General features: G+C 48.2%; 22 protein-coding genes and 2 pseudogenes. 10 read left to right on the top strand and 14 right to left on the bottom strand.

Going from position 1 to position 23,923, the window contains the following annotated elements; genetic code table 11:
* Nucleotides 1-262: 262 nt before the first annotated feature.
* The 4 genes and pseudogenes from GN241_10760 to GN241_10745 form a co-directional block, all read right to left on the bottom strand.
* Nucleotides 263-976: a hypothetical protein gene (locus GN241_10760; GenBank protein ID XAT57794.1), complete on the bottom strand. Its 714-nt coding sequence runs from the start codon at nucleotides 974-976 to the stop codon at nucleotides 263-265.
* Between the two features lie 81 nt (nucleotides 977-1,057).
* A pseudogene (locus GN241_10755) lies at nucleotides 1,058-2,600 on the bottom strand (phage tail protein).
* A 524-nt stretch (nucleotides 2,601-3,124) separates the two neighbouring features.
* Nucleotides 3,125-3,826: a hypothetical protein gene (locus GN241_10750; GenBank protein ID XAT57793.1), complete on the bottom strand. Its 702-nt coding sequence runs from the start codon at nucleotides 3,824-3,826 to the stop codon at nucleotides 3,125-3,127.
* Between the two features lie 94 nt (nucleotides 3,827-3,920).
* Nucleotides 3,921-4,448 (bottom strand): hypothetical protein, encoded by a 528-nt coding sequence (locus GN241_10745; protein ID XAT57792.1) that lies wholly within the window; start codon nucleotides 4,446-4,448, stop codon nucleotides 3,921-3,923.
* Between the two features lie 1,156 nt (nucleotides 4,449-5,604).
* Here GN241_10745 and GN241_10740 point away from each other — a divergent pair.
* On the top strand, nucleotides 5,605-6,054 hold the full coding sequence (locus GN241_10740) for an aldehyde-activating protein (protein XAT57791.1): 450 nt from the start codon (nucleotides 5,605-5,607) through the stop codon (nucleotides 6,052-6,054).
* Nucleotides 6,055-6,450: 396 nt separating this feature from the next.
* Nucleotides 6,451-7,155 (top strand): IS6 family transposase, encoded by a 705-nt coding sequence (locus GN241_10735; protein XAT59260.1) that lies wholly within the window; start codon nucleotides 6,451-6,453, stop codon nucleotides 7,153-7,155.
* A 153-nt stretch (nucleotides 7,156-7,308) separates the two neighbouring features.
* Here GN241_10735 and GN241_10730 read toward each other — a convergent pair whose 3' ends face one another.
* Complete coding sequence (locus GN241_10730) at nucleotides 7,309-7,719, bottom strand: hypothetical protein (protein XAT57790.1); 411 nt, start codon at nucleotides 7,717-7,719, stop codon at nucleotides 7,309-7,311.
* Between the two features lie 768 nt (nucleotides 7,720-8,487).
* Here GN241_10730 and GN241_10725 point away from each other — a divergent pair.
* Nucleotides 8,488-9,288, top strand: coding sequence for a tyrosine-type recombinase/integrase (locus GN241_10725; protein XAT59259.1), 801 nt, complete (start codon nucleotides 8,488-8,490; stop codon nucleotides 9,286-9,288).
* A 32-nt stretch (nucleotides 9,289-9,320) separates the two neighbouring features.
* On the opposite strand, the gene GN241_10720 is transcribed toward GN241_10725, so the two are convergent.
* The 4 genes from GN241_10720 to GN241_10705 form a co-directional block, all read right to left on the bottom strand.
* Nucleotides 9,321-9,665: a hypothetical protein gene (locus tag GN241_10720; protein XAT57789.1), complete on the bottom strand. Its 345-nt coding sequence runs from the start codon at nucleotides 9,663-9,665 to the stop codon at nucleotides 9,321-9,323.
* A gap of 2 nt (nucleotides 9,666-9,667) precedes the next feature.
* Nucleotides 9,668-10,015, bottom strand: a complete 348-nt coding sequence (locus tag GN241_10715) for a cupin (protein XAT57788.1) — start codon at nucleotides 10,013-10,015, stop codon at nucleotides 9,668-9,670.
* Between the two features lie 90 nt (nucleotides 10,016-10,105).
* Nucleotides 10,106-10,336 carry a hypothetical protein gene (locus GN241_10710; GenBank protein ID XAT59258.1) on the bottom strand — a complete coding sequence of 77 codons (231 nt, stop codon included), beginning with the start codon at nucleotides 10,334-10,336 and terminating at the stop codon, nucleotides 10,106-10,108.
* 121 nt (nucleotides 10,337-10,457) lie between these two features.
* Complete coding sequence (locus GN241_10705; GenBank protein XAT57787.1) at nucleotides 10,458-10,913, bottom strand: hypothetical protein; 456 nt, start codon at nucleotides 10,911-10,913, stop codon at nucleotides 10,458-10,460.
* 116 nt (nucleotides 10,914-11,029) lie between these two features.
* Here GN241_10705 and GN241_10700 point away from each other — a divergent pair, with 116 nt between their 5' ends.
* Nucleotides 11,030-11,527 (top strand): transcriptional regulator, encoded by a 498-nt coding sequence (locus tag GN241_10700; protein XAT57786.1) that lies wholly within the window; start codon nucleotides 11,030-11,032, stop codon nucleotides 11,525-11,527.
* A gap of 1,031 nt (nucleotides 11,528-12,558) precedes the next feature.
* Here GN241_10700 and GN241_10695 read toward each other — a convergent pair.
* Complete coding sequence (locus tag GN241_10695; GenBank protein XAT57785.1) at nucleotides 12,559-14,520, bottom strand: tetratricopeptide repeat protein; 1,962 nt, start codon at nucleotides 14,518-14,520, stop codon at nucleotides 12,559-12,561.
* Between the two features lie 189 nt (nucleotides 14,521-14,709).
* On the opposite strand from GN241_10695, the gene GN241_10690 reads away from it, so the two are divergent.
* Nucleotides 14,710-15,027 (top strand): hypothetical protein, encoded by a 318-nt coding sequence (locus GN241_10690; protein ID XAT59257.1) that lies wholly within the window; start codon nucleotides 14,710-14,712, stop codon nucleotides 15,025-15,027.
* A 318-nt stretch (nucleotides 15,028-15,345) separates the two neighbouring features.
* Here the strand turns inward: GN241_10690 and GN241_10685 are convergent, their stop codons facing one another.
* Genes GN241_10685 through GN241_10675 form a run of 3 tightly spaced genes read right to left on the bottom strand, consistent with a single transcriptional unit; the run spans nucleotide 15,346 to nucleotide 17,657 of the window.
* A complete protein-coding gene (locus GN241_10685) occupies nucleotides 15,346-16,401 on the bottom strand; it encodes a methyltetrahydrofolate cobalamin methyltransferase (protein XAT57784.1) in 1,056 nt (351 codons plus the stop codon).
* A gap of 3 nt (nucleotides 16,402-16,404) precedes the next feature.
* Nucleotides 16,405-17,337, bottom strand: a complete 933-nt coding sequence (locus GN241_10680; protein XAT57783.1) for a methylenetetrahydrofolate reductase — start codon at nucleotides 17,335-17,337, stop codon at nucleotides 16,405-16,407.
* Between the two features lie 23 nt (nucleotides 17,338-17,360).
* On the bottom strand, nucleotides 17,361-17,657 hold the full coding sequence (locus GN241_10675; GenBank protein ID XAT57782.1) for a hypothetical protein: 297 nt from the start codon (nucleotides 17,655-17,657) through the stop codon (nucleotides 17,361-17,363).
* 297 nt (nucleotides 17,658-17,954) lie between these two features.
* Here GN241_10675 and GN241_10670 point away from each other — a divergent pair, with 297 nt between their 5' ends.
* On the top strand, nucleotides 17,955-19,067 hold the full coding sequence (locus GN241_10670) for a Ppx/GppA family phosphatase (GenBank protein ID XAT57781.1): 1,113 nt from the start codon (nucleotides 17,955-17,957) through the stop codon (nucleotides 19,065-19,067).
* Complete coding sequence (locus GN241_10665; GenBank protein XAT57780.1) at nucleotides 19,067-19,783, top strand: 23S rRNA methyltransferase; 717 nt, start codon at nucleotides 19,067-19,069, stop codon at nucleotides 19,781-19,783. Before GN241_10670 ends, GN241_10665 begins: the two co-directional genes overlap by 1 nt.
* Here GN241_10665 and GN241_10660 read toward each other — a convergent pair.
* Nucleotides 19,739-20,724, bottom strand: a pseudogene (locus GN241_10660) (helix-turn-helix domain-containing protein). The gene GN241_10665 and the pseudogene GN241_10660 overlap by 45 nt on opposite strands.
* 79 nt (nucleotides 20,725-20,803) lie before the next feature.
* Here GN241_10660 and GN241_10655 point away from each other — a divergent pair.
* The 3 genes from GN241_10655 to GN241_10645 are packed head-to-tail and all read left to right on the top strand — an operon-like array spanning nucleotide 20,804 to nucleotide 23,922.
* Nucleotides 20,804-21,715: a 3-keto-5-aminohexanoate cleavage protein gene (locus GN241_10655; protein XAT57779.1), complete on the top strand. Its 912-nt coding sequence runs from the start codon at nucleotides 20,804-20,806 to the stop codon at nucleotides 21,713-21,715.
* A gap of 5 nt (nucleotides 21,716-21,720) precedes the next feature.
* Nucleotides 21,721-22,482, top strand: a complete 762-nt coding sequence (locus tag GN241_10650) for an SDR family oxidoreductase (GenBank protein ID XAT57778.1) — start codon at nucleotides 21,721-21,723, stop codon at nucleotides 22,480-22,482.
* A gap of 33 nt (nucleotides 22,483-22,515) precedes the next feature.
* A complete protein-coding gene (locus GN241_10645; protein XAT57777.1) occupies nucleotides 22,516-23,922 on the top strand; it encodes a carnitine 3-dehydrogenase in 1,407 nt (468 codons plus the stop codon).
* Nucleotide 23,923: the final 1 nt, after the last annotated feature.

Below are 23,923 nucleotides of genomic sequence, written 5' to 3'. Positions count from 1 at the left end.
TATCCTTGTAAATTGACGGGGCATGACGCCCCGCCAGATGTTCTTGAAAATTGATTAGGTGAAATAAAAAATGGCTGACCTATTCAGAAGGCCAGCCAGTTGAGAACAGTGAAACGCGAGGAAATGCGTTTCAAAGAGGGAGACTGGCTTCCCCAACCATTGACGGAAGCCAGTCGGTGAAACATCCACTGGTAATAAACGCTTCACCTCTGAAGTTCGCCTCACTTATTTGAGTGTCAAAGTGTTACCTAACGTCACAAATTTAAAATACTGATGATCTGCCTAATTTTTGTTCAACATCTTTGGTGTAAGCACTATCGCTCCCGTACCGCTTATCTTTCATTGCGGCCACAACCTCAGCTGTGGACCTAAATTCATCCTTCGCCGCAGCCTGTGCTTTGCCTTGAAGCAGGTTTGGCTCTGAGCCTTCTACCGCTTCGCGTCTGGCCATCAGCCACTCAACAGCAACCTTGGCGTTATCCGTACCTGTCTCAACCATCTGGTTGTAAATCTTTAACTCAGCTTCATCCATGTTGCCTTTAGCCCAGTCGGTCAGTTCTTTGTAACCGTCTGACCCACCAGCAACTGACATAACTGCTTCTGCATCAGCCGACTGCGCAGATTGCATTCCCTTGATGTATGTCTCGACCATTTCTTTGGGGTAACCCATCTTTTCCAACTCAGCGTAGCTGTCATCGGTTAAGGCTCCCTTGTCCGCAAATTCCGTTGCAAACTTGGAAAAGTCAGCTGTTTCACTTTGAGGTGAATCTTCCACCTTTGCTTCATCAGCTTGTGCATTTTCATCCGTTGGAGATGACAATTTCTTTTCAAGTTCTGCATATGACTTTGCAAGGTCTTCTGGGGATTGGAACTTTTCTGGCAACCATTCAGGTCGAGCAGACGAGTTATCCTGTTCAGCGGCTATTTGAGCCTCAGGGCCAGTCGGGTCTTCTGTGATTGTGATGCTTTCTGCCATGTTTAGAAATCTTCCCGTTTAATGGGATTGCTCTTAACCACGGCGGGTGCAGCTAAAGGCTTTTTGGTTTTAGCCTCAGCTTCATTCTGCTGTTTGTCTTTGGGATTCGACATATGAATTTCCTAATGCTTTGACGCCCTCTTGGATTGCGTTTGGACCAGCTTGCATTGCCACCTGTTGTAGCTGTGCTTGCTGCATCTCTTGGGCGATCTGTTCTTCTGATTTGATTAAACCCTCAGTATCAATGCCAAGCGCTGTTGCGCGGCGTTTGATGTAATCTTGTAGGTTCATATTGCTGCAAGACTTCTGGGCCTAACGCCTGAGCTATGCCCTGTATGAACAGGTCCAGCTTGCGCAGGTCATGCCCACGCCCCAAGGCTTCCATACCAGTAACGATTGTGGGTTTCACAATGTTATCTGGAAGTTTGGGCAGCTTGTTGGCTTTGGTTAAAACCTCAATCTTGCGGTTCACGTAGGGCAGCTGAAATTCTTGTGACAGAATTGAGTAGATGCCCGACAGGGTGTCTTCTAGCTCACCAGCTAGGTATCTGATTTCTTCCGCAGTGACACGCTCACCGTTACGCTGGATAAAGCTTTGTAACATGAACTGTTGAGAAAGGCGTTCTTCAATGCCCTGCATGGCCTGATAAGCCACGCGAAAATCATTGAACTTATCCATCTGTAAAACCGAAACATCGGTGCGGTTCCCTTCAATAATTGCTGTGTTCTCAGCCTGAGCGATTGTCCGCATTCTGGTTGTACCGTTAGGGTTCACCATGAATAAGACTTTGGCTGCGGCGGCTGCGCCTTCAACGATTGCTTGGCTTAAGGCTTCCAGTGAGCGTAGGTCGCCAAGGAGTTCCTCAACAAAGCCACGCCCATAATCCTCACCATCAATTCGACTAAAGCGAAGGGGTAGGAAAGGTACGCTGTCAGCTTTGTATTTACCTTTGGAACCAGCGATGACGCTGCCTTTGACCTCTTGGTAGACGTTAAAGAAAGAGTTCTTACGCTCAATGTGCGTGAATATCTCAACGGTCTTTTCGTCGCCCTCTAGCTTGCCTTGAATATTAGCAGCTGTTGCCTTGTCCAAAGCGTTTGGCGAAACGTGTTCAACTGTTACGACCTCAAGCACATCACCATTGGGCGCGCGCGAGACAACGTAACTGTCGAGGTGGAATACTCTGATTTTATCAGCGCCGATATGTACGAGGACATTACCGCCGACGATTAAGTGTTTAAGTGCTTCATGTACCGCAACTCTGTCACCCGCACTTTCAATCTCATTCATCACAGCCCGTTCATATTCGCCCAACTGTTTTTCAACATTGGTGCGAGCCGCAGGTTCTTGGGCCATTTCCTTGAGCGTGTAAGGCTCAACCATGAAACGAAAGAACGGTGCGTTAGGGGGCATGAGAGCCAAGGATAGTTTTGAGGCTAGGTTATTCACCCCTCTGGCACCTATGCCCTGATAAGGCGTGTAGAGGTCGCTTGTCTCGTTATGAGTATCCTGTGGGATAAGCGATGGAATGGTTAGCTCTGAACAATCTCTGGCTCTGTCGAGGTATGATTGGCGGGTGGTTTCAAGTTGGCGGTATCTGCTTTCGGCAGTACCCATACTCATTGGCTATCTCACTTGTTTATCTGCAAACCTGTAGCTTTACCCATCGATGAACGGTGGGGTCCAAGTCTACTTTAAGCTGGGATGTTCCCTTGGCTTTGTTTGATACAGCGCCTTTCTCTGCGGCCATACCACTCTCAGGCGATGACGGGTCGTACATATTCGTCAACACTGGGTTACCAGCGGCTGGCGCTGCGGGTGGCGGGGCAGGTTCGGGAGCCGATGGGCTACTATTGAAAAAGCACATTGGCTATTCTCCTAATTGGGAAGAGGATTGCTCTTCAAAAATTTTTTGTAGAAATTCTACGACTGAACGCTGTCCACCGCGCCATATAAGGTCAGCGTGTGTCTCAGATAACTCTGGTGATTTATTGGGGAAGCGTTGATTAAGTTCTTCCATTAACTCATTGGAAATATGTGGAAACAATTTTATTCCTCTTTAGTGCAACAAACAGAATTTAAAGTTATTTAAATGGATAGGTAAAATCTTGGTGAATTTACATAAAGCGTATAGCTTCAGGCATTGTTTATTTTTGACGTCTAATGAACTCGGCTAAAGCAAGAATCTCTTCATCTGTTGCTGTTCCTTTTACCCTGTTTGCTCTCATGCAAATCCAATTTACATTTCCTTCTTCGTAGCCTTTTTCATTATCTATTCTGTCTAGTGAGGCCGAGTTTATTCTGTCGCCTAGAGCTTCCATTTTAACGCCAAGTACTGGGCATAATCCGTCTGATGGGTAAATCGATTTGAGGTAGTCTTCAGTTATGGAAAACTTTAGCTTTTTTCTTTTTGCTCTTCCTTGAGCCCGTTTAAATCTGCTCGTTATAAAGTAGTTAAAGTCCTTAAATCTTTCAATTTGTTTGTTGAGCTCTAACTGTTTTTTCCTCTCAAACTCACGTTCTGTAACAAATATTGGCCTACTTTGCCCTTCTTCATCTAAAGGAGCATAATCATCAGTTGCCCAAAAAATTAGTCCTTCCTCAGTTACATCTCCACGTTTGTAGGGTTTTTGAGTTAGGGGGTTTGTCGGTCTTTTCCCCTTATTGCTTTTTCGTTCCCTAAGGGCCTCTTTTTCTTTTATTTTTTTAAAGACTTCTGGAGAACGCCACTTCTCATAAAAAGTACCATCTTGTCTCAGTTTTAATTCATACGTCCAAAAGATATAGCCATCTTCTCGGACATCCCCATGTTTAAATGGTTTGCCAGTTTTTGGGTTTTCTCTTTTCAACTTAGAACTCTATCGTGATGCTTTTAAGTATCATAATAAGGAAATTTTAGGTTGCAACACAGGCTTGCCCTGATGAAAGAGCAAGCCTCTAGGTTTACTCGCAGCTTTTTTTCCCAGTCTCTGGGTCTATGTAGCAAGCCTCAGCGTTAGCTTCTGGTGCTTTCACTTCATTTAAAACGCCATATCTTTTACCAGCCGCTCTAAAGGTCGTGATGCCTTTGCACCCTTGCTTCCAAGCATTGTAGTAAAGGTCCTTGAAGTCTTCGTAGCTGACATTGGCACCCACGTTACAAGTCTTTGAAACCGCGCTGTCCACGTATTGTGAAACCAATGCCAGAACCGACAGGTGTTCCTCTGCGCTAATCTCATTAGCTGTGCGCCCGTGAATACCTTGGGTGTACGCAAAGTCTTCTACGCGCTCTACGCTGTGACCATCAAACTTGGTGATGGTGCGGTCGTAGAAAAGTGAGAATGGCGGTTCGATGCCTGATGAAACATTGTCGGCTGTCAGTGATATGGTGCCAGTCGGAGCAATGCTGGTTAGGTGCGAATTGCGAATACCTTGTTCATGGATTTTCGCCTTAACCCAGTCAGGTAAAGTCTGAATGAATTTGCCCTGCATGTATTGGTATTCATCATAGAGCGGGAACGACCCTTTTTCAGCGTACTTAAAGTTATACCTAAAGTTCCGACTTAAGGTGATAGACCAAACTTAGTTGCCACCCCTCTTTAAAGACCAATTTTGTTAGTTGCACTTAAAGGGGAGGACGAGGGGATATAAATATTTAGATAAGAGTGAGGGGGAGGTAAGTAAGGTATAACTTATAGGTCACCTATAGGATAACCTAAGGTAACCTACTGGTCTTCTTTAGGTGCATCACCCCCACCTGATTTTTTTTAAAGCCCTGCTGGTCGCCATCAGTAAACTTTATCAAAAGCTGCGGTTCCCAGCCTTCCACACACAGAGATACATTGTGGGCCCAGCGGTAACTATTCAGAACTGCAAACTCCAACTTCAAATCGAACCTGCTCTGAGAAATTAGTAAATAATTTACAAACAAAAATCTGAATGCCTCAATTCAATATCTGAGTTGTCATCTTCCCCCCTTTAGGCACGCCGTAGGACAAACCGTAGGACAAAATCAGTTTGCTCTTGGAGAAAAGCCTCGGGAAAACTATAGGTAAACAAAACGTATTCAGTAGGTTGGTGCCTATTGAAGGAACCACCACATAAAAAAGGCCGTGTGGGGGCACCATTAAAATCAATGACTTAGAGTATTTTTGAGCATATCCACCTTTCCTGTGGGTTACATATGGGTTACAAAAACCCCCTGCTTGATTTTAATTTTGTCCTCATCTGGCGCGTTTCGTCTTACGCATTTAAAAAGCAGCGCGCCTAAAAACCTTCAGGGGCCCGCCACGTTTTTTCACCTAAAACACCAAGTTTAATCGCGCACGCGCTCGGGATTACGGGTAGGCATCACGGGCCGCGGGCCAAGGGCCGGGTTTTTGGGAAAAGGTTTGTAGCAAATTGCAAGGCGCTGCTCTAATACAAATTAGAATAGTGATTTCAAGGGGTTGAAAATGTTCCTTGCTATCGGGTCCCTGTCTGTCCGCCACCCATCATATATAAATCAATAACTTAGAGTATTAAAGATGGGTTTGACCACAATCTAACCACGATAAGCCGTGGGGTCGTGTGAACCTTTCCGAGAAATTTGGGACTCCACATATTTCTGCGCGGCGTTATTCTGAGGCAAATCAACGGAGTGTTTGAAATGAGTAAACAAACGGGTGGCTGCCATTGTGGTGCCATAAAATTCAAAAGTGACTTAGACCCTATGATGGTAGGAAAATGTAATTGTGAAAGGTGTAGAAGATTGACTGGCACCTTCGCCGTTGCAGCATTTTACTCCGAAGATGAAATTATCATTGAAGGCGATACTTCTACCTATGAATTTACCGGCGGAAGCGGGATGCCCGTTACGTCGCATTTTTGTGGTAACTGCGGATGCCGTGTTTTTAGCAAGGCCGAGTCTTTTCCGGGAATGGTTACTATGACTTTAGGTACTTTTGATGATTGCCACGGATTGAAGCCCAAAGGAGAGATTTACACAAATTATAAATTAGATTGGGTTAAAGATGATGGCTGTATTGAGGAGCGTTTTGAGGAGGCTGCGGTAGAAGAACGGCTAATGACACTGTTGACGAGCCTTGAAGATCGCTAATTTAACCACATGCGCACATTACTGATGGCTTTACTGATGACGCTGGCGACGCAGGTGGGGCTTTGAGAGAACATTGTAAAAATGGCTGACCCATCAAGAAGGCCAGCCAGTTACTAACCGTGAAACGCGAGGGAACGCGTTTCTGGAGGAAAGGCTGACTTCCCCAACCATTGACGAAAGCCAGCCTTAATCTAACACTATGCGTAATGAAGTTAGGGTTTAATCATCTGATCGTTATCTAAAGTGTCAAAGTGTTACCTGACGTAACAAATTTAAAATATTGATGATCTGCCTAATTTTTGTTCAACATCTTTGGTGTAGGCACTATTTCGTCCGTAGGCTCTGTCAGAATAAACCACCTTGCCCGACAGCATCTTGGAAATTAACTTCTGTGACATGCCCAATCCTGTATCCTTTCGCTACTTCAAAACCAGTCAAGAGATCATCCAACTTGCGGTGATGCTGTATGTGAGATTTCCACTCTCACTGAGAAATGTAGAAGATCTTCTGCATGAACGAGGCGTGGACGTAAGCTATGAAACTGTCCGCTACTGGTGGCACTGGTTTGGCTCTAAGTTCGCAAGCGAAATTAAAAAGCGAAGAGCAGGGGGCATGCAGTCCAGTAATTGGAAATGGCACCTGGATGAAGTCTTTGTGAAGATAAATGGGGAAAGACATGACCTATGGCGTGCAGTCGATCATGAGGGCGAGGTGCTAGAAAGCTATGTCACCAAAAAGAGAGATAAAAAAGCCGCTTTAAAGTTTATGAAGAAAGCCATGCGGCGCTATGGATCACCAAACGAGATCGTCACAGATAAGCTTCGCTCCTATAGTGCAGCAGCAAAAGAGCTAGGCTGTTCAGAAAAGCAAGTCACCAAGCGATGGACAAATAACAGAGTTGAGAATTCACACTTACCGTTTCGACGACGAGAACGTGCGATGCTTCAGTTTAGACGAATGCACAGTCTACAAAAGTTCGCTTCAATCCATACCTCGTTTCACAATCTATTTAACTCACAAAGGTCACTCTCAAAACGAAGTACTTTCAAGTTTAACCGTGACGCAGCTCTCATCGAGTGGCGTTCTTTAGTGACCCCATAGAATATAGCCGTCAAATGAATACTGATGCTTGGGCTCGTTTGTCTGACAGCATCCTTTTAATTAGTCTTACAGCACCATAGAGTCAGGTTTCGTGAAGCCATATCGATCCGCGAGGTCTGCCATAAGAAAACGAGACTACAATTAAAGGGGCCTTCACGTATGATATGGGAGATTGAAACCATCAATCCGAAAGGTGGTTTGAATAACATCCTGGTGCTCAAACTTTGGTGAATGTTTAGCTAGTGCTTTTCGAAGCGATCTAAGGTGCTCAAGTTCTTCTTTGCGGGCTTTGTGCTCCCGGCCATCGATCGAATTATCAAGCCCACTTCGGTAATAAAGTTCCTGTGCAACCATCAGATCGATCTCCAGATACTCAGCAAGCCGCCTTACACGTGAGTTAATAACTGTCTCACCTGGCTCCATAGTTTTACCACCCGTTTCCCTTTTTAAACCCACGTCTGTCATCCAGATAATTATCACGAGGTCTGACGTTAACAATGCGTCTGTGCGCATGATGCGCATGAGTTTTCTATAGAGTACTTCAGAAACCAAACTACCCAACATTACACAGGTGCTCCATAGAAACTTGATGCGCAACGGACGCACGTGCGCAATCCACGGCATCTTAAGTCTACATCTGGCCGGACAACAGCAACAACAACAGGCGACCTTTAGCCCCCTTTTTGAAAACCATTGTTTTCCAAAGCCACCGGAGCCCACTTCGGCCAGCATGGGACCCAATCTCAGGCCACCACAGAGGCCACCAAATGTGCCCTAGACAACCCAGGTCATTGGTGGCTAAGCTCTTGATATCGTTAAAGACGGGAGTCTGCTAGGGGCCTTACTAAGGAACCAACCCCGTGTGGGGGCACCATAATCCAAGCCAATGCATTGTAATACCTCACTATTTTGACTTTGATAGTGAGCCGTAGACCATGCTGGCAACCAAATCTAATAGTTGCACATTCCAAAAAAAGCGGCGTTTGGTATTTCTCCCGTCGAGTACCCGCAGATTTACGGCGGCATTACAGAACGGGTAGGATTGCTTATTCTTTAAGAACCAAATCCATCAAGGATGCTCGTGTTAGGGCCATGAGTGATGCCTCTAAGTTAGACAGGCATTGGCATATTCTGCGGATTTCCTCCGAAGATTTACCAGGCAAGCATTTACTCGCTGATGCCGTTCAAGAGCCAGCAGCTGAGGCTTCTGTAGATACCCATTCGTTGAAAGCAGCTGTGGCTGTTTATCTGCGATTAAAAGGCAATCATCGTCCACCAACGTTTGAGGCTGCTGTACGGCGCTGTTGCGGCTATCTGATTGATTGCTGTGGAATGAAAAACCTCGACGAATATGTTCGGTCTGATGCTACGAAGTTCCGTGATTATCTATTCGCCAAAGGGCTGAATGGAGCATCTGTAGCAAGGGTGTTTGGTACTGTAAGAGCCGTTATCAACCTAGCCCTGAGTGAGTTTGGGCTATCAATCGTCAACCCTTTCTCGAATGTCTATTTTGATCCAAGTCAAGGGGTTAAGAAACGCATTCCGGTAAAGCCTGAAGACATCGAGAAGGTTCAACAGAAGTGTTATAAAGCTGATGATGAAAAGCGGTGGCTTATTGCTCTGATAGCTGACACGGGCATACGCTTGGGTGAAGGCGCTGGGCTGTTAAGGTCAGACTTCGTGGAACAGGATGGTATTCTATGCGTCAACATCAGGCCGCATCCTTGGCGATCATTGAAAACTTTAAGCAGTAAAAGGCTGGTTCCACTTGTTGGCTCGTCTAAATGGGCCACAGAGCGCATATTAGCCCAATCGACAGATAGTCGCTTTGCCTTCCCCAATTACAATGATGGCCAACGCACCAATGCCAACTCAGCAAGTGCTGCCTTGAACAAGTGGCTAAAGTTAAAGATTGGGCGAGGTTATACAATTCACAGCTTCAGGCATTCAATGCGTGATAGGTTGAGGGCGGTAGAATGTCCCAGCGAGATTATTGATCAGATCGGTGGCTGGCTGACGTACGGCGTTGGGAATAGCTATGGCAATGGGTACGATTATAGAATTCTTAATAAGTGGATGAAGTCTTTAATCAGAACTGGGAGTCTCCAAGATGGCAACGAGGCGACTATATAGACGCCCCGCCTTTGTTTTTTGATTATTAAGTTTTAAAACTTACTTTCGTAGGGTGTCTGTCCACCGGTCAAGGCCAAGTCAAGCTTCATTACGTTGTTGTTTAGTGCAACAAGGCCCCAATTCACACCATCGGGCCCATCAATGAAATCTTGGAATTCAGAGTCTGAAATACCCTCTTTGGCTTCCCAGACGCAGTAGATAGGGCCTTCAGCTGCCATTGGCATGAACGAGTGGTTAAAAAAACCCTTTTCCATAGTATTCTTAACATTTTCAGAAAAGGCTGCCTCATCACTCATCAATCTACCAGTTTTTTCCCACCACTGAGAAGCCATGCCAGGTTTAAAGTGATGGTTAACAATGTAAAATGATGATGCCATTTCTATTCCCCCCATGCTCCGGCAAACTCGTACACAACCGCTCGTTTACCTCCAACGCACCAAGCGTCATGATTTGGCGAAATCGCATATGCATCACCAGCAGAATATGTGGCTTCTGAACCGTCATCACAAACGCAATGAATAGTTCCTTCGATTATGATCCCGGTATGCGTCGCTTGACAGCTTGGTGTGCCGACAATTGGTTTTATGTCTGTAGACCATTTCCAATCTGGTGCTAACGTCAGCTTCATCACTCGCTGACCTAGAACGTTTACCGCCTCCATACGTGCGTTGGGCATATCCTTGGATTCGTCTGCTTGAGATGCAAAATTTTTCACTTCAATTGGCATATTTTTCTTCCTTATTTTTTCTTATTTGAAAAATTGGGGATGAACCAAAGCAAACCAGTATTATTATCGTCATCCCCAATTAGCTCTACGTCACCGAGTGAAAGACTCCCCACTCATCGGTGTTATCACGGTCGTTTCCAAAACAGTGCCTGCGGCGGCTCTTTTAGCTTTGAGTTCCTCATGGCCGCCGAAAGCTTTCATAGATTCAGGTGATTCAAAATCGATAATAACTGTTAATTTATTATCGTTATCTTTTTCGGTCCCTGCGAACACAAGCTTCGCTCCAAGCGCATTTAAAGTTGCCTCATTCTCTTGAAACATTTCTTTCCATGGTTTGAAGCCACGAGCCAAATCTTGTGTAAGTTTTACCATCATGACGGATTTCCTTTAAATTTTGAGGATGGACTACAGTCCACAAATTTTCGTCTTATTGCTTTGAGCCCTACCAACTGAAATCGTAAATGCTGTGTGTTGCATCAATTTGGTATGTAGTTTGAAAACTTGGCTTTACGTTAGTGTTTCTATATTTACCGGTGCCGCTAGCCAGGGTTCCTGTGCCCATGCCTGTGCTGGTATCGATGGCAGCAACCCAAACTGAGGCATCTCCATCAGGGTCAACGGATTCACAAACGCCATTAATCGATGAAGGTGCTTGCTGTCCTGCTTCCATCAGTATGGTATAATGACAAGTTGCCGTGGCTGCTTTGGGCCAGCCTTCAGGTGCCTTTTGGTACTGCCAAATATCTTCTGAAATCATATGGGTAATTGAACCCGATTTTCCTTCCATAGTTGTGGAGGAAACCGTACTGGAAAAGCCTTGGCCATGTCCGTTGTGACCATCAGCAAAAGCTGTGGCTGGAAGTAGTGAAACGGCTGCTGCCAAAACGATGTTTTTCATAAGTATTTTCCCTTATTTGCGATTTAAAGATCAAGGCTTACTCCACCTTAAAAATACGGGTACTCGCATCGAAAGAGAAATACTAATGAATATTTTGAACTGCTCTTGTTTGCAGGATGGTTTCGCAATATCGTGTTCTTTTGAAAAGCCAGCGATTATTATGGAGAGTTGCCTTGAACCAAATTCGTAACCGGGACATAACATCTAAAGCCCAAAAATATTGTCCCATTTCTGCTGCCGCTGAGATAATTGCTGATCATTGGTCAGTTATCATCCTTCGGGATATAGGTGTTTGCAAGCAAAGGACCTTCAATTCAATTTTGGCTAACAATAATGAAAATATATCTAGCGCTACTCTGGCAAATCGCCTTAAGCGGATGTGTGATATAGGACTTCTCAGAACCATTAATGACCCTGGGCATTCGCAACGAAAGATTTATTGTTTAAACTCAAAGGCAATAGAACTGATGCCAATTTTGATCGATATGTCTGTCTGGGCGCTAAAGCATGCTCCGCCCTCGAGTGCACCTATTTCGCCTCCAGAAGAATTGGAGCGGCCATTATCTTTATATTCAAAAAAGTTGGTTGACGAATTGCGAATGGCGCACCTTTGATGTCTACTGGAAATTAATTAACTTTTGCGGCATCGCTCATAGTCCGAACACGAGCATCCTTGATGGATTTGGTTCTTAAAGAATAAGCAATCCTACCCGTTCTGTAATGCCGTCGTAAGTCTGCGGGAACTCGACGGGAGAAATACCAGACGCCGTCTTTTTGGAACGTGTAGCTATTAGATTTGGTTGCCAGCATGGTCTACGGTTCACTATCAAAGTCAAAATAGTGAGGTATTACAATGCGTTATGTGAGTAGGTGGCGCACCGGGGAGGTGATGGTTCCTCCAGCAGGAAACGACCCAACGCATTAACCCCACAAAACAAGGCTACTGTTTGATTATAGTTCCTGCAACAGGCGTAATTTGGTCTACGGTTTGGTCTACGATTAGGCCCCCCGCAAGTGCCACCCCCATATACCCGGGTATCGTATACAAGCCTGACCCACGATTAGGATTTAGCAATCGTCAACTAGCTGCATCAGGCGGTTTTATCGGGTCTTGACGGGTAAGCCTGTAACGAGCGGGTGGCGGCTCTGTGCATTGCTCAAGCTATTACCCAAGCTGATGCATCATACCGCTGCTTGATGCTGATTATCCCAGAATATTGTTAATGCTGCATCAGGGTACGGGGCATGGGTCATAGGGGGCTATGGGGTTGCTATATCTGTGATCTGCCAGAGTTCAGCCCTGTAACCTCGTAAACCACTTTGGGTTAAGTTTCGGGGTTAGATGACCGCCCTGCTGATCCTTATTGTGACAGGTTCCTATAAGTACCTATAGCACCTTGTCCCTTTAACGGTATTACTCCCCCGAAACTTCAGGCTCAGGCCCGTAGAGATACTCCAGCTTAAACTCAGTGATAGCAGCTTCACCCCAGCCAGCGGTTAAATAGGCTTCGGCTTCCTCATCAGTCCATTCGGTGTAGATGCTGGTAGTGGGGGAGCCTGAATAGTCTTTGGGTAGGAATAGGTGTTGGTGGGTGGTTTTACGTTTATCACCGCTTTAAAGGTAGATATCTAGTGGTTGTTCGGATTAAGCTTCAAGCCCATCAAAGACGCCATCCAAGAATGGCTCAAACTTGCGCCAAGCTTGCGAGCTGCCCTTGTAAACTTTCTGCCGAACTTGCTGCTGGGAAGCCGTTTTCACAGCCCTCTTGTTATTCTGTGGAGCCAGACATGCTTCTTCCCAATTAAGCGCCAAGTATTCAATCAAGCGCCGTGTCTCTGGCTCTTGATCTTCTGTTAGCTTTTCGTAGTCGAGGTTATAAATACGGTCACTGTAGCTTTGGACCCAGAAGTGCATGAGATCTTTGTATAGCCCGTGGTATTTGACTGTATCTCCAAGTTTGTAAGAGTATCCAAGGCCTTTTGAAGCAAAATAGTGTTTGAAGTTTGACCAGCATGTAGCTTTTGAGTTTCTCTGCACGTGGATGATCTTTGCTTCTGGAAATACTGCACAAATTAATGCGATGTATCTGAAGTTTTGTGGCATCTTATCGGTTGTAAAAGCTTGACCATCAGTACTTTTGGCAAGCTCTGTTAAATAACGATCTCTAAAAACCGCCAAGGCTTCTAATGAAGGTGCCGTTGGGCCTGAGGCTAGTTGTCCTCCGAATTGTGATACGTAACCCAGTTCGCCTGCACCAGTGACTTCAGAGTGGGAAGCAATAATTTGCTCGACCAAAGTCGTTCCAGATCTAGGCATCCCAAGAATAAATATGGGAGTATGCCTGTACAGTTTTTTCGGTGCATCCAAGACAACATCTTTAAACTGTGGTGCTATTTTTTTAATTCGATCAAACAGATGCTCATCTTGCTTAAGTTCATACGCTAGTAAATTCTGCCTGAGATCACCCCCAGCCACATAGCTATCAAATGCGGATCTCAAATTTCCTAGGTCCTCCTGCATTTTGGCGTTTGTGTAGAGCAAATTGCATCTATCTGAGTCGTTTAAGTCAGTCCGTTTCAGTAACGCTTCAACGGTACTAATCTGAGCGTTACCGGAGTTATACTTAGTTACTAAGCTGACATGCCTATGGGCCTCAGCATAATCAGGCTTGATGGAGAGGGCTTTTTTGTAAGCCTCTATTGCTTCTTCAAGCTTACTGTGTTCGTTGAGAGTAACGCCCATGTTGTTGTAGGCCTCAGCATAATCAGGCTTTAAAGATATGGCTTTTTCGTAAGAGGCTATCGCCTCGTCAAGCTTGCCTTGATCTTTGAGAGCATTGCCCAAGTTGTTGTGCGCTTCTGCATAATCAGGCTTTATTGAAAGCGCTTCGTTGTAAGATGCTATTGCTTCCTCAAGCTTGTCTCGGTCTTGGAGAGCATTGCCCAAGTTGTTGTGCGCTTCTGCATAATCAGGCTTTATTGAAAGCGCTTCGTTGTAAGATGCTATTGCTTCCTCAAGCTTGTCTCGGTCTTGGAGAGCATTGCCCAAGTTGTAATAGGCTTCTGCATAATCAGGCTTGAGTGATAACGCCTTTTTGAAGGCTTGCGCAGATTTAATTGGTTGGTTTAACTCTCCCAATAAACTGCCTAAGTTGTTATAAGCTTGAGGAAAATTAGGCTGTAATTTGATAGTTCTATGGAGGGCCCTCAAGGCACTAGAAGCTTCTCCGTGCTCCTTCAATAATGTGGCCAAATTATACCAGCTTTTAAAATGTTTTGGTTCAATTTTAACAGCTTTTTTGTAGGCTTTTATAGCATCAGTTTTTTGACCGGTTGAGCCCAAGACCTTACCTAAATTAAAATGTGCATCAGCGTTAAAAGGCGTCAAGTTTATTACCCGTTGAAAAGCAAGCTTTGCCTCACCAAAATTTTCCAACTTATTATGTACAGCCCCAAGCAAATTCCAATTTTCTGGGTCATTAGGAGCTTTACTGCACAGCTTTTCGGCCTGCTTTAGAACTAAGATAAATTGGCCATTTTGAAACATTGATAATAATTTTTTTTTTACATCGAGTGGATCACGTGCCATCAAAATCATTTCTCTCATTTTGCTTTAGATTAATGCTAACAGAAGAAATCGAAAAGTGCATTAGAAAGCAAATAACTTTTTACAAGATATAAAAACCTTTGAATTTCCAACCGAAGCCTATTTAACCGCTGGCTGGGGTGAAGGTGCTATCACTGAGTTTAAGCTGGATTATCTCTACGGGCCTGAGCCTGAAGTTTCGGGGGAGTAATACCGTTAAAGGGACAAGGTGCTATAGGTACTTATAGCCCTTATGGCCGTTATTGGCAAAAACTGCGGTTGCGCGTTTTCTTGCGCGATAGTTATCAATGTCAAATTTGTAATCAAATATGTGTAGGTCGGCACCGCTTCGATGACCGCGCGCCTGAATGCGATCATATCATTCCAATTCACAAACTGCCGCCTGACCGCATCTATGAAATCGAAAACCTTCAAACGCTTTGCCGGTCTTGTCACAAGCAGAAATCTGTTGAAGATTCTTCAAAAGGAGCGAGCACACACCTTCTTTGGCTTCCTGAGCCAAAGTAAGGTAATCCTGGTTACGGGCGCTCCAGGCGAGGGTAAATCGCGCTGGGCAACGAAGAATATGTTAGTGCAAGACGTATTAATCGATCTTGATCTTTGTTTTCAGAAAACTTCCGGCGAGCATGGGCATGATTTAACGCCCGAGCAATTCCATAAGTATTTTGTTGCGGCCATGCGGCTGCGCAATGCGCGCGATAAATTCGTCTGCGCTTAAGTGATCGTGCCACGCCTGCTCAGGCGCTTAAGACGCTTATCCCTATTTCAAAGCCGGGCAGGTCAGCATGTTTTGAACGCTTTATTCAGCCGTGGCAAACAGCGCGCTCATGCGCGCCGCCGTCCGCCGCGTCTGCCGCCACGCCCGCCGGCCTCGCCACTGCTGCCAGCGGGTTTATTAAACTGGATCCATGCGCCGCCATGCGGATCATTATTGGTTAATAAATTGGCAGCCCGGATGGCCTCCATCTCTTTGCCGGGGCGCGCTTGAGTGGATCCAAGGCCGAACAGTGTGACAAAGGTTTCGTCATCCATTTCGGGGGGCAGAATGATTCCAGCAGCTTCGACCGCGGCCTTCTTCTCGGCAATTTTGGCTTGGGTCACGGGCAAGGCAACCGGGTTCATGATCGCAGAGGTCATTCCCGCGCCCATCGCCATGGGCAAAAAGGCGTTGTTGATCCCATGGCGGTTGGGCAGACCAAACGATACGTTTGAGGCACCGCAGGTCGTATTTACGCCCAATTCCTCGCGCAGGCGACGCACCAATGTAAAGACTTGCTGGCCCGCTGTGGCCATTGCTCCGATCGGCATCACCAACGGGTCAACAACGATATCATAGGCGGGAATATTAAAATCGGCGGCCCGTTCAACAATTTTTTTGGCGACGGCAAAGCGCACGTCGGGATCTTCTGAGATGCCGGTATCATCGTTTGAAATCGCCACCACGGGCACATTGTATTTCTGCACCAAAGGCAGAACGAATTCCAAGCGATCCTCTTCGCCGGTCACCGAGTTTAAAAGCGGGCGGCCTTCTGCCATTTGAAGGCCCATTTCGAGCGCTTCGGGAACCGAGCTATCGATGCAAAGCGGCACGTCGGTTAGCCCTTGCACCAGTTCGATCATTTGCCTCATCAAAGGCGGTTCGGTTTCATTCGGGTTTGGGTTGGAATTATAGACCACCCCGGCATTGATATCCAAAATATTGGCGCCCGCAGCGACTTGAGCCAATGCATCTTTTTCAACGGTTGAAAAATCACCCGCCTCTAATTCTGCGGCAAGCTTTTTGCGGCCCGTGGGGTTGATACGCTCTCCAATAACACAAAATGGTTCATCAAACCCAAGTGTTGCTGTTTTTGTCTTTGATTCAACGATTGTGCGGGCCATGGTTTATCCTTCCACGATTTGGGCTGGTATGCCCGATTTTCCGCCATGCTCGGTCACCCAAGTGGCGCTTGTTTTTATTCCACCCAGCGGGAAGATATGAACGTTTGTAATATTAAAATCCGTATGTTTTGCTTTGTGCTGCGCAAGCTGCGTTAACACTTCGGTGGGTTCATAGGGCAGCAAAAGCTTGGTCACATCCATTGCGCGCTTTTGAAGAACCTTCAACGAGGGCCCGACGCCGCATGCGATCGCAAATTTTATCATGGTTTGTAATTTTGCCGGCCCTGCAATCCCGATATGTATCGGAATATCAATGCCAGCGGCTTTTATGGCGTTTGCCCATTCGATAATCGGCCCCGCCTCAAAGGCAAATTGGGTGGCCAAAGCCATCTGCGCGCCCGTTCTTTGTGAAAAGGCTTGCTTCCAATGCAATGCGGCTTCGACATTTTTCATGCTGCCATCGGGATCGATGTCTTTATTGCCTTCGGGATGTCCGGCCACGTGCAGGTGTTTAAACCCCGCTTTGTCGAACAACTCGGTTTCAAGCAGTTGCATTGAGCTGTCATAATCGCCATAAGGCGTAGTGACGCCGCCAGCCAGCAGCAGGGCTTGATCTACACCCGCCTCGCCTTGATATTGTGCGATCCAATTTTCCAGCGTGGCTTTATCCTTGATGATCCGCGCCGGAAAATGCGGCATCACCGAAAACCCTTCTTTTGCCAATCGCGCTGCGGTGGCCACCATGTCTTCGATTGGCGTGCCTTCGATATGCGCGATATAGACCCGCGTCTCCTGCGGCAGGATCTCCCGGAAATCTTCAACCTTTTGGGCGGTTCTGGGCATCACCTCGATCGAATAATCTGCGAGAAAGCTTTCCAGATCTTTATTAAGCACGCCGGTCTGGTTTTGTTTTTTTGAAAAGTTGAATAAAGCCATTTTACCCTCGGGTTTTGCGCGTGTTACGCCCAGCCATTATTATCGATTAACGCTTTTAATCGCGTTTTATCATATTGTTCTTCAAGCGCTTGCGCCTCTGTCAAAACAATCTCTTCGGCGCTGCCCTCGCGCGCTTCGGGGGCGCTTTTGCGCCATTCGGCCAGATAGTCATCCGTACCTGCCAATCCGCCTTTCATTGCCGCGCGGTCGATCGCCTGTTCAAAGCGTTCGCTGAGCTGTTGTTTGCAACCCCGGCGGCCTTTGCCCACGATAACTTGCGCTGGGATATCGCGCCAATAGACTATGGTGACGTCGGGCATGGATGATTCCTCCTTTTCGGTGGGCTGTGTGTATGACACTAGGCCTGGGTTCTTAAGTCGGTTTTCGACTTTTACACAGCTGTCAGCGACCTCTGTGCTTTTACTTTTAAAACGCCCTCTAGGCCAGTTGCTCTGGCCCCCAAAATTTACAAGATAGATATGAATTTATCGGCTCTTTTCAGCTGGCGTGCCGCTGGATATCGGCCCGTTGATCCGAAAAACTTTAACTGTTCTCTTGCGGGGGCAAAGGATGCACCCTATCGTGGGCCTAACTTTAAAATCCAGGAGGGCGCAGATATGGCGCCTAAGCGTCTCAAAGGTGCAGGCGCGTTCCCGAAACCGGTAGAAAGCCCTGCGCCGATACCGCCCAGCCCAACCGAGCTTTACGCCGCTTTGGACCTGGGTACGAACAGTTGCCGGATGCTGATTGCCCAACCCAAGGGCAGCCAGTTTCACGTGGTTGATAGCTTTTCCAAATCTGTTCAATTGGGAACGGGTTTGGAAAAAACGGGTCGGCTGAGCCGCAGCTCAATGCAGCGCACGATACACGCGTTGCGGGTGTGCCAGCTGAAGTTGAAGCAGCATGGTGTGACGCGGATGCGCTTGGTCGCCACCGAAGCATGTCGGCGTGCGGCGAATGCGCGTGAGTTTATCCGCCAGGTGAAACGCGAGGCGGGCCTGCAGCTGGAAATCATCGAGCCGGAAGAAGAAGCGCGGTTGGCGGTGATTTCCTGTGCACCTTTGGTGAGTATTAAAACCGAGCAGCTTTTGGTGGTGGATATTGGCGGCGGCTCTACCGAATTGGTCTGGATTGATTTATCTTCTGTACCAAAGCGCGAGCGGCCGCGGGCCATCATGCGGCTGCACGCCGGCTTTCATCCGGCCGAAAGCCCTTTTGCCGCCGCGAAAGTTGTCGATTGGATAAGCGTGCCGCTGGGCGTTGCGACATTGCGCGATCAATTCAATGATGTTGAAGATGATTCAGCCCGTTATGCATTGATGAGCTGGTTTTTCGAAGAAAACTTGGCAGAATTTGCCCCCTATCGCGATGAACAACCCCGTGATGGATTTCAGATCATTGGCACATCGGGCACCGTCACGACGGTTGCAGCCAGTCATCTTGGGTTGAAGCGCTATGATCGCACCAAAGTGGATGGGTTGCGTATGACCTCGGATCAGATTGACCGCGTGATCAATTCTTACCTAGCGTTGGGCCCGGCAGGGCGGCAGCTGGATCCGCGGATCGGCAGCGACCGGCAGGCTTTGATCATGTCGGGATCGGCCATCCTGCAAGCTTTGTTGCGCTGTTGGCCAACCGAGCGTCTTTCAGTTGCGGATCGCGGTTTGCGCGAGGGTTTATTATACGCCCAGATGAGCCGCGATGGCGTATTAGAGGATGCACCGCTGTAATGGATCAGGATAAGAAAAATACATCTGGGCGCGGTCAGCGTGATCTAAAGGTGAAGGTAAAGTCGGCGCGCGGTCGCTCGGTATCTCAAGTGCGCTGGCTGCAGCGGCAATTGAACGATCCTTACGTAAAAAGAGCCCAATCCGAAGGATATCGGGGGCGCGCCGCGTTTAAAATTCTAGAGCTTGATGACAAATACGGATTTTTAAAACCTGGGGTGCGCGTTGTTGATTTGGGATGTGCGCCAGGGGGCTGGTGCCAAGTGGCGGCGCGGCGGGTCAATGCGTTGGGCGATAAAAAGAACAAACCCAAAGGCTCTGTGTTGGGCGTGGATTTGCAAGAAGTCGAACCGGTTGCGGGCGCTGAAATATATCAGCTGGATTTCTTGGAAGAAGAGGCCGATCTAAAGGTCAAAGACTGGCTTGGGGGCACGGCGGATGTTGTCATGTCGGATATGGCGGCGGCCAGTTCCGGCCATAAGCAGACGGACCATTTGAGGATTATTTCATTATGCGAGGCCGCTGCTTATTTTGCTTTTGACGTGTTGGAAGAGGGGGGAACTTTCGTGGCAAAGGTGCTCGCTGGCGGAGCGGAAGGCGAGTTGCAAAAGCTTCTCAAGCAAAGGTTTACCAAAGTGGCCAATGTTAAACCACCGGCCAGCCGAGCCGATAGTTCAGAAAAATTCGTCGTGGCTTTGGGCTATCGCGGCGCGCCCTAAATGGGCAATTTGGCTTGGGCTGGCACCAAAACGCCGTTTAAAAGCCCGGCTCAGGGCCGATTGGTTTTCATAACCGCAGCGCAAGGCAATTTCAGCGATCGTTAAAGAGGTGCTTTCCACCAATTGTCGGGCAACGCTTAAGCGCATATGCCGATAGGCTTGGCCTGGGCTTGCGCCCAATTGAGCTTTGAATTGGCGCTCGAGGGTTTTGGGGGGCAAGCTATCTTCTGGGTGATTTGAGAAAGCGTTAGGGGCCGTTCGATATTGTTTTGCATCACCACAAGCGCCCGCTGCAGGGGCGTGCCTGGGGGTTGGCTTTGGGTGTTTTGCAAGGCAGGAAAAGGATCATCGCGTAGCATCAGCGCATCGATATCCAGAACCATAGAATTGCCAAGATGGCTTTGAATGATCTGACGCGTTAAGTCAAAGCTGGCCATCGCGCCGACGCAGGTGATGCGATTGCCATCCTTCACAACGCGCTGGCGTACACTATCCACGTTCAGAAATTTTTCGGCAAAGCTTTCCAAAACATCCCAATGAATCGTGGCCCGTCGGCCCTCTAAAAGCTCTGCGGCGGCCATCAGCCAGGGGGCTGTGTCCAAACCAATCATTACTCTGCATTGGCCTGCGGCTTTGCGCAGCGCTTTTCGGGTATTTGCAGCATCATGTCGCCGATGCTGATAGCTTGACAGCACAAATAAATAGTCCACAAATCCAAGATCTTTCATCCGTCCTTGGGGCAGAATCGGCAAGCCGCTCGAGGTGTGCACTGCCGCGCCATCCAGCGTCAGAAATATCCAGTCGAACACGCGCTGATGCGCAAGCGTATTGGCCGCGCGCATCGGCTCAAGGCAGTTTGCTAAACATATATTGGAAAACTTGTCGAATAAAACGGAGGCCACTTTAATCGCAGCTTCGGGATGTTTTGACCATTTCTGCATACTTTTTGTCGTTTAAGGCAAATATACACGGGCTGCCAGCGCGTAATAGAGGAATTGGATTAAGCGATAAGGGATTGATATGCCGCTTACAATGAATCGTGATGTGTTTATCACATGCGCTGTTACCGGATCAGGCGCCACGCAAAATCGCAGCCGCTATGTGCCGCGCAGCCCGCAGGAAATCGCCGATAGCGCAATTGCAGCTGCCCGCGCAGGCGCGGCAGTGGTGCATTGCCATGTGCGCGATCCTGAAACCGGCGCGCCAAGCCGCAATCTGGCCTTTTATCGCGAGGTGACCGAACGCATCCGCGACTCGGAGGTTGATATGGTGTTGAACCTGACCGCGGGGATGGGCGGGGATATCGTGTTCGGGGATGCTTCGGCGCCTTTGCCGTTGCAAAAGGGCACCGATATGGTGTCGGCCGAAGAACGCATCGCGCATATTGCCGAATGCCTGCCCGAAATCTGCACCTTAGATTGCGGCACAATGAATTTTGCCGAAGCCGATTACGTGATGACTAATACGCCGGGGATGTTGCAGGCGATGGCGCGTCGGATGAGCGAACTGGGCGTAAAGCCCGAAATAGAGGCCTTCGATACGGGGCATTTATGGTATGCCAAACAGCTGGTACAGGATGGTGCGTTGGCGCCGCAAGCTTTGGTTCAATTATGTATGGGGGTGCCGTGGGGCGCGCCTGATGATCTTAATACGTTTATGGCCATGGTGAATAATGTTCCCGATGATTGGACTTTCAGCGTATTTTCCTTGGGCCGCAACCAAATGGCTTATGTGGCCGCGGCGGTGCTGGCCGGGGGCAATGTACGCGTTGGGCTGGAAGATAATTTATGGCTGGAAAAAGGCGTTTTGGCTGAAAATTATCAATTGGTTGAGCGCGCAAGGACCATAATCGAAAATATGGGTGCCCGCGTAATGGGCCCCGCAGCTTTGCGCGAAAAGCTTGGGCTGATCAAACGCGCCCCGCGGGGCTAGCGTCGATGGCACGGCGGGTTGTGCTGACCGGGGCAGCTTCTGGCATTGGCTTGGTGATGGCAAAGCGATTTTCCGATTTGGGCGATCGGGTGGCGCTGTGCGACAGTTCGCCCGCGCATCTGGCCGCAGCGCAAGCGGCGCTTCCGAACGCGATAACGGCTTTGGCGGATGTGACCGACGAAGGTCAAATGCAGCAATTTTTTGCTCAGGTTTCGGCTGTCTTTGCGGGGGTGGATATTTTTATCAGCAATGCGGGCACGGGCGGGCCTGCAGGGCCGCTTGACGCATTGCAATATGACGCGTGGCAAGCCTGTCTGTCGGTAAATTTAAACGGTGCTTTTCTGGGTGCGCGTTGGGCCTCAGAGACGATGCGCGCGCAAGGTGCGGGCGTGATCCTGTTTATGTCGTCAAGTTCTGGGCTGCATGGGGTTCCGATGCGCAGCCCCTATGTGGCGGCAAAATGGGGCTTGATTGGCCTCACCAAAACATTGGCGATGGAGCTTGGCCCAAGCGGCGTGCGGGTAAACGCGATCTGCCCCGGCGCGGTTGAGGGTGATCGCATGCAGCATGTGCTTGAGATCGAGGCAAACGCAACCGGGCGCAGTCTCGAAGAAATGCGCCAACAATATAGCCAAGGCGTGTCGTTGCGGCGGTTCGTTAGCCCGGAAGATATTGCCGATATGGCGGTGTTCCTAAGCTCAGAGGCAGCCCGACAGGTGACCGGCCAGGCCTTGGCGGTGGACGGGCATACCGAACGTATGGTTTAGCGCAAAGGCGCCCAAGCAAGGGAAATATGTGAAATGGTTCAGAAAACGGCAGCGATAATCGGCGGTGGAGTGATTGGTGGCGGTTGGCTTGCGCGCTTTTTACTGAATGGCTGGAACGTGAATTTATTTGATCCCGATCCGCAGGCCGAGCGCAAAATTGCCGCCGTTTTGGTAAATGCCCGCCACGCATTGCCTATGCTTTATGAGCGCGATTTGCCCAAAGAAGGCGAATTAACGATTTGCAAGACCATTGAGCAGGCCGTCAGCGCTGCGGATTGGATCCAAGAAAGCGTTCCCGAGCGGCTCGAGATTAAGCATAATGTGATCGCGGATATTCAAAAATACTGTTTGCAAAACGCCATTATAGGATCTTCAACATCGGGGTATAAGCCATCTGAATTGCAAGAAAAATCAGATTTTCCAGATCAGATAGTCGTTGCCCATCCGTTTAACCCTGTCTATTTGCTGCCCTTGATTGAACTTGTTCCCAGCCCCCGCAGTGGCAAAACGCATATTGCGCAGGCGCAGGCGCATCTAACCGCGCTTGGCATGTTTCCTTTGCTGGTGCGCAAGGAAATTGATGCGCATATTGCCGATCGCTTTTTAGAAGCTGTTTGGCGCGAAGGCTTGTGGTTGATCAAAGATGGGATCGCCACGACAGAAGAAATTGACAATGCCATTCGCTATGGGTTCGGATTGCGTTGGGCGCAGATGGGGCTTTTTGAGACGTATCGGATTGCAGGCGGTGAAGAGGGCATGGCGCATTTTATCGCCCAGTTTGGGCCGTGCCTCGATTGGCCTTGGACCAAATTGATGGATGTGCCCGAATTGACCGATGAGTTGATTCAACAAATTGCCGATCAATCTGACGCACAATCGGGGGATTTGTCGATCCGCGCGTTAGAGCGCAAGCGCGATAACAATTTGGTAGCTATTTTGCGCAGTCTTAAGCAGCAGGGCAATGCCGCCGGCGCTTTGATTGGCGAGCATGATCGCACTTTACAGCCCAAGTTTAAGCCCGCGCCCAAACTGCGCAGCGTATCGCGGGTGATCCCCGTTGATTGGACGGATTACAATGGCCACATGAATGAGGGGCGCTATGGGCAAGTGTTTTCTGATGCTGCGGATAGTTTTATGATTTCGATCGGGGCTGATGCTGCATATATCGCCGCGGGGCATAGCTATTTTACCGCCGAAACCACAGTGAAATATTTGCAAGAAACCCATGCAGGGCAGCATATCTACGTTGAAAGCGAGGTTGTGCTTGCCGAGGGCAAAAAATTGAAGCTGCGCCATTTTATGCGCGCCGATGATGGCACGACCTTAGCAAGCTGTGAGCAATTCATGCTGCATGTCAGCCTGAGCACCCGAAAATCATGCCCGCCTTTGCCCGAGGTGGCGGATCGTTTGAATGCGCTGAAATCGGCGATTGAGGAGTAGA

Source organism: Rhodobacteraceae bacterium IMCC1335, assembly GCA_039640495.1.
Classification (GTDB): Bacteria; Pseudomonadota; Alphaproteobacteria; order Rhodobacterales; family Rhodobacteraceae; genus Thalassovivens.
This window is presented reverse-complemented; position numbering and strand designations above follow the sequence as displayed.

Excerpts from the sequence above, each read along its gene's own strand:
- GN241_10760 (XAT57794.1), bottom strand. The coding sequence starts at position 976 with ATGGCAGAAAGCATCACAATCACAGAAGACCCGACTGGCCCTGAGGCT.
- GN241_10745 (XAT57792.1), bottom strand. The coding sequence starts at position 4,448 with ATGCAGGGCAAATTCATTCAGACTTTACCTGACTGGGTTAAGGCGAAA.
- GN241_10740 (XAT57791.1), top strand. The coding sequence starts at position 5,605 with ATGAGTAAACAAACGGGTGGCTGCCATTGTGGTGCCATAAAATTCAAA.
- GN241_10735 (XAT59260.1), top strand. The coding sequence starts at position 6,451 with ATGCCCAATCCTGTATCCTTTCGCTACTTCAAAACCAGTCAAGAGATC.
- GN241_10730 (XAT57790.1), bottom strand. The coding sequence starts at position 7,719 with ATGTTGGGTAGTTTGGTTTCTGAAGTACTCTATAGAAAACTCATGCGC.
- GN241_10725 (XAT59259.1), top strand. The coding sequence starts at position 8,488 with ATGAAAAACCTCGACGAATATGTTCGGTCTGATGCTACGAAGTTCCGT.
- GN241_10720 (XAT57789.1), bottom strand. The coding sequence starts at position 9,665 with ATGGCATCATCATTTTACATTGTTAACCATCACTTTAAACCTGGCATG.
- GN241_10715 (XAT57788.1), bottom strand. The coding sequence starts at position 10,015 with ATGCCAATTGAAGTGAAAAATTTTGCATCTCAAGCAGACGAATCCAAG.
- GN241_10710 (XAT59258.1), bottom strand. The coding sequence starts at position 10,336 with ATGTTTCAAGAGAATGAGGCAACTTTAAATGCGCTTGGAGCGAAGCTT.
- GN241_10705 (XAT57787.1), bottom strand. The coding sequence starts at position 10,913 with ATGAAAAACATCGTTTTGGCAGCAGCCGTTTCACTACTTCCAGCCACA.
- GN241_10700 (XAT57786.1), top strand. The coding sequence starts at position 11,030 with ATGGTTTCGCAATATCGTGTTCTTTTGAAAAGCCAGCGATTATTATGG.
- GN241_10695 (XAT57785.1), bottom strand. The coding sequence starts at position 14,520 with ATGAGAGAAATGATTTTGATGGCACGTGATCCACTCGATGTAAAAAAA.
- GN241_10685 (XAT57784.1), bottom strand. The coding sequence starts at position 16,401 with ATGGCCCGCACAATCGTTGAATCAAAGACAAAAACAGCAACACTTGGG.
- GN241_10680 (XAT57783.1), bottom strand. The coding sequence starts at position 17,337 with ATGGCTTTATTCAACTTTTCAAAAAAACAAAACCAGACCGGCGTGCTT.
- GN241_10675 (XAT57782.1), bottom strand. The coding sequence starts at position 17,657 with ATGCCCGACGTCACCATAGTCTATTGGCGCGATATCCCAGCGCAAGTT.
- GN241_10670 (XAT57781.1), top strand. The coding sequence starts at position 17,955 with ATGGCGCCTAAGCGTCTCAAAGGTGCAGGCGCGTTCCCGAAACCGGTA.
- GN241_10665 (XAT57780.1), top strand. The coding sequence starts at position 19,067 with ATGGATCAGGATAAGAAAAATACATCTGGGCGCGGTCAGCGTGATCTA.
- GN241_10655 (XAT57779.1), top strand. The coding sequence starts at position 20,804 with ATGCCGCTTACAATGAATCGTGATGTGTTTATCACATGCGCTGTTACC.
- GN241_10650 (XAT57778.1), top strand. The coding sequence starts at position 21,721 with ATGGCACGGCGGGTTGTGCTGACCGGGGCAGCTTCTGGCATTGGCTTG.
- GN241_10645 (XAT57777.1), top strand. The coding sequence starts at position 22,516 with ATGGTTCAGAAAACGGCAGCGATAATCGGCGGTGGAGTGATTGGTGGC.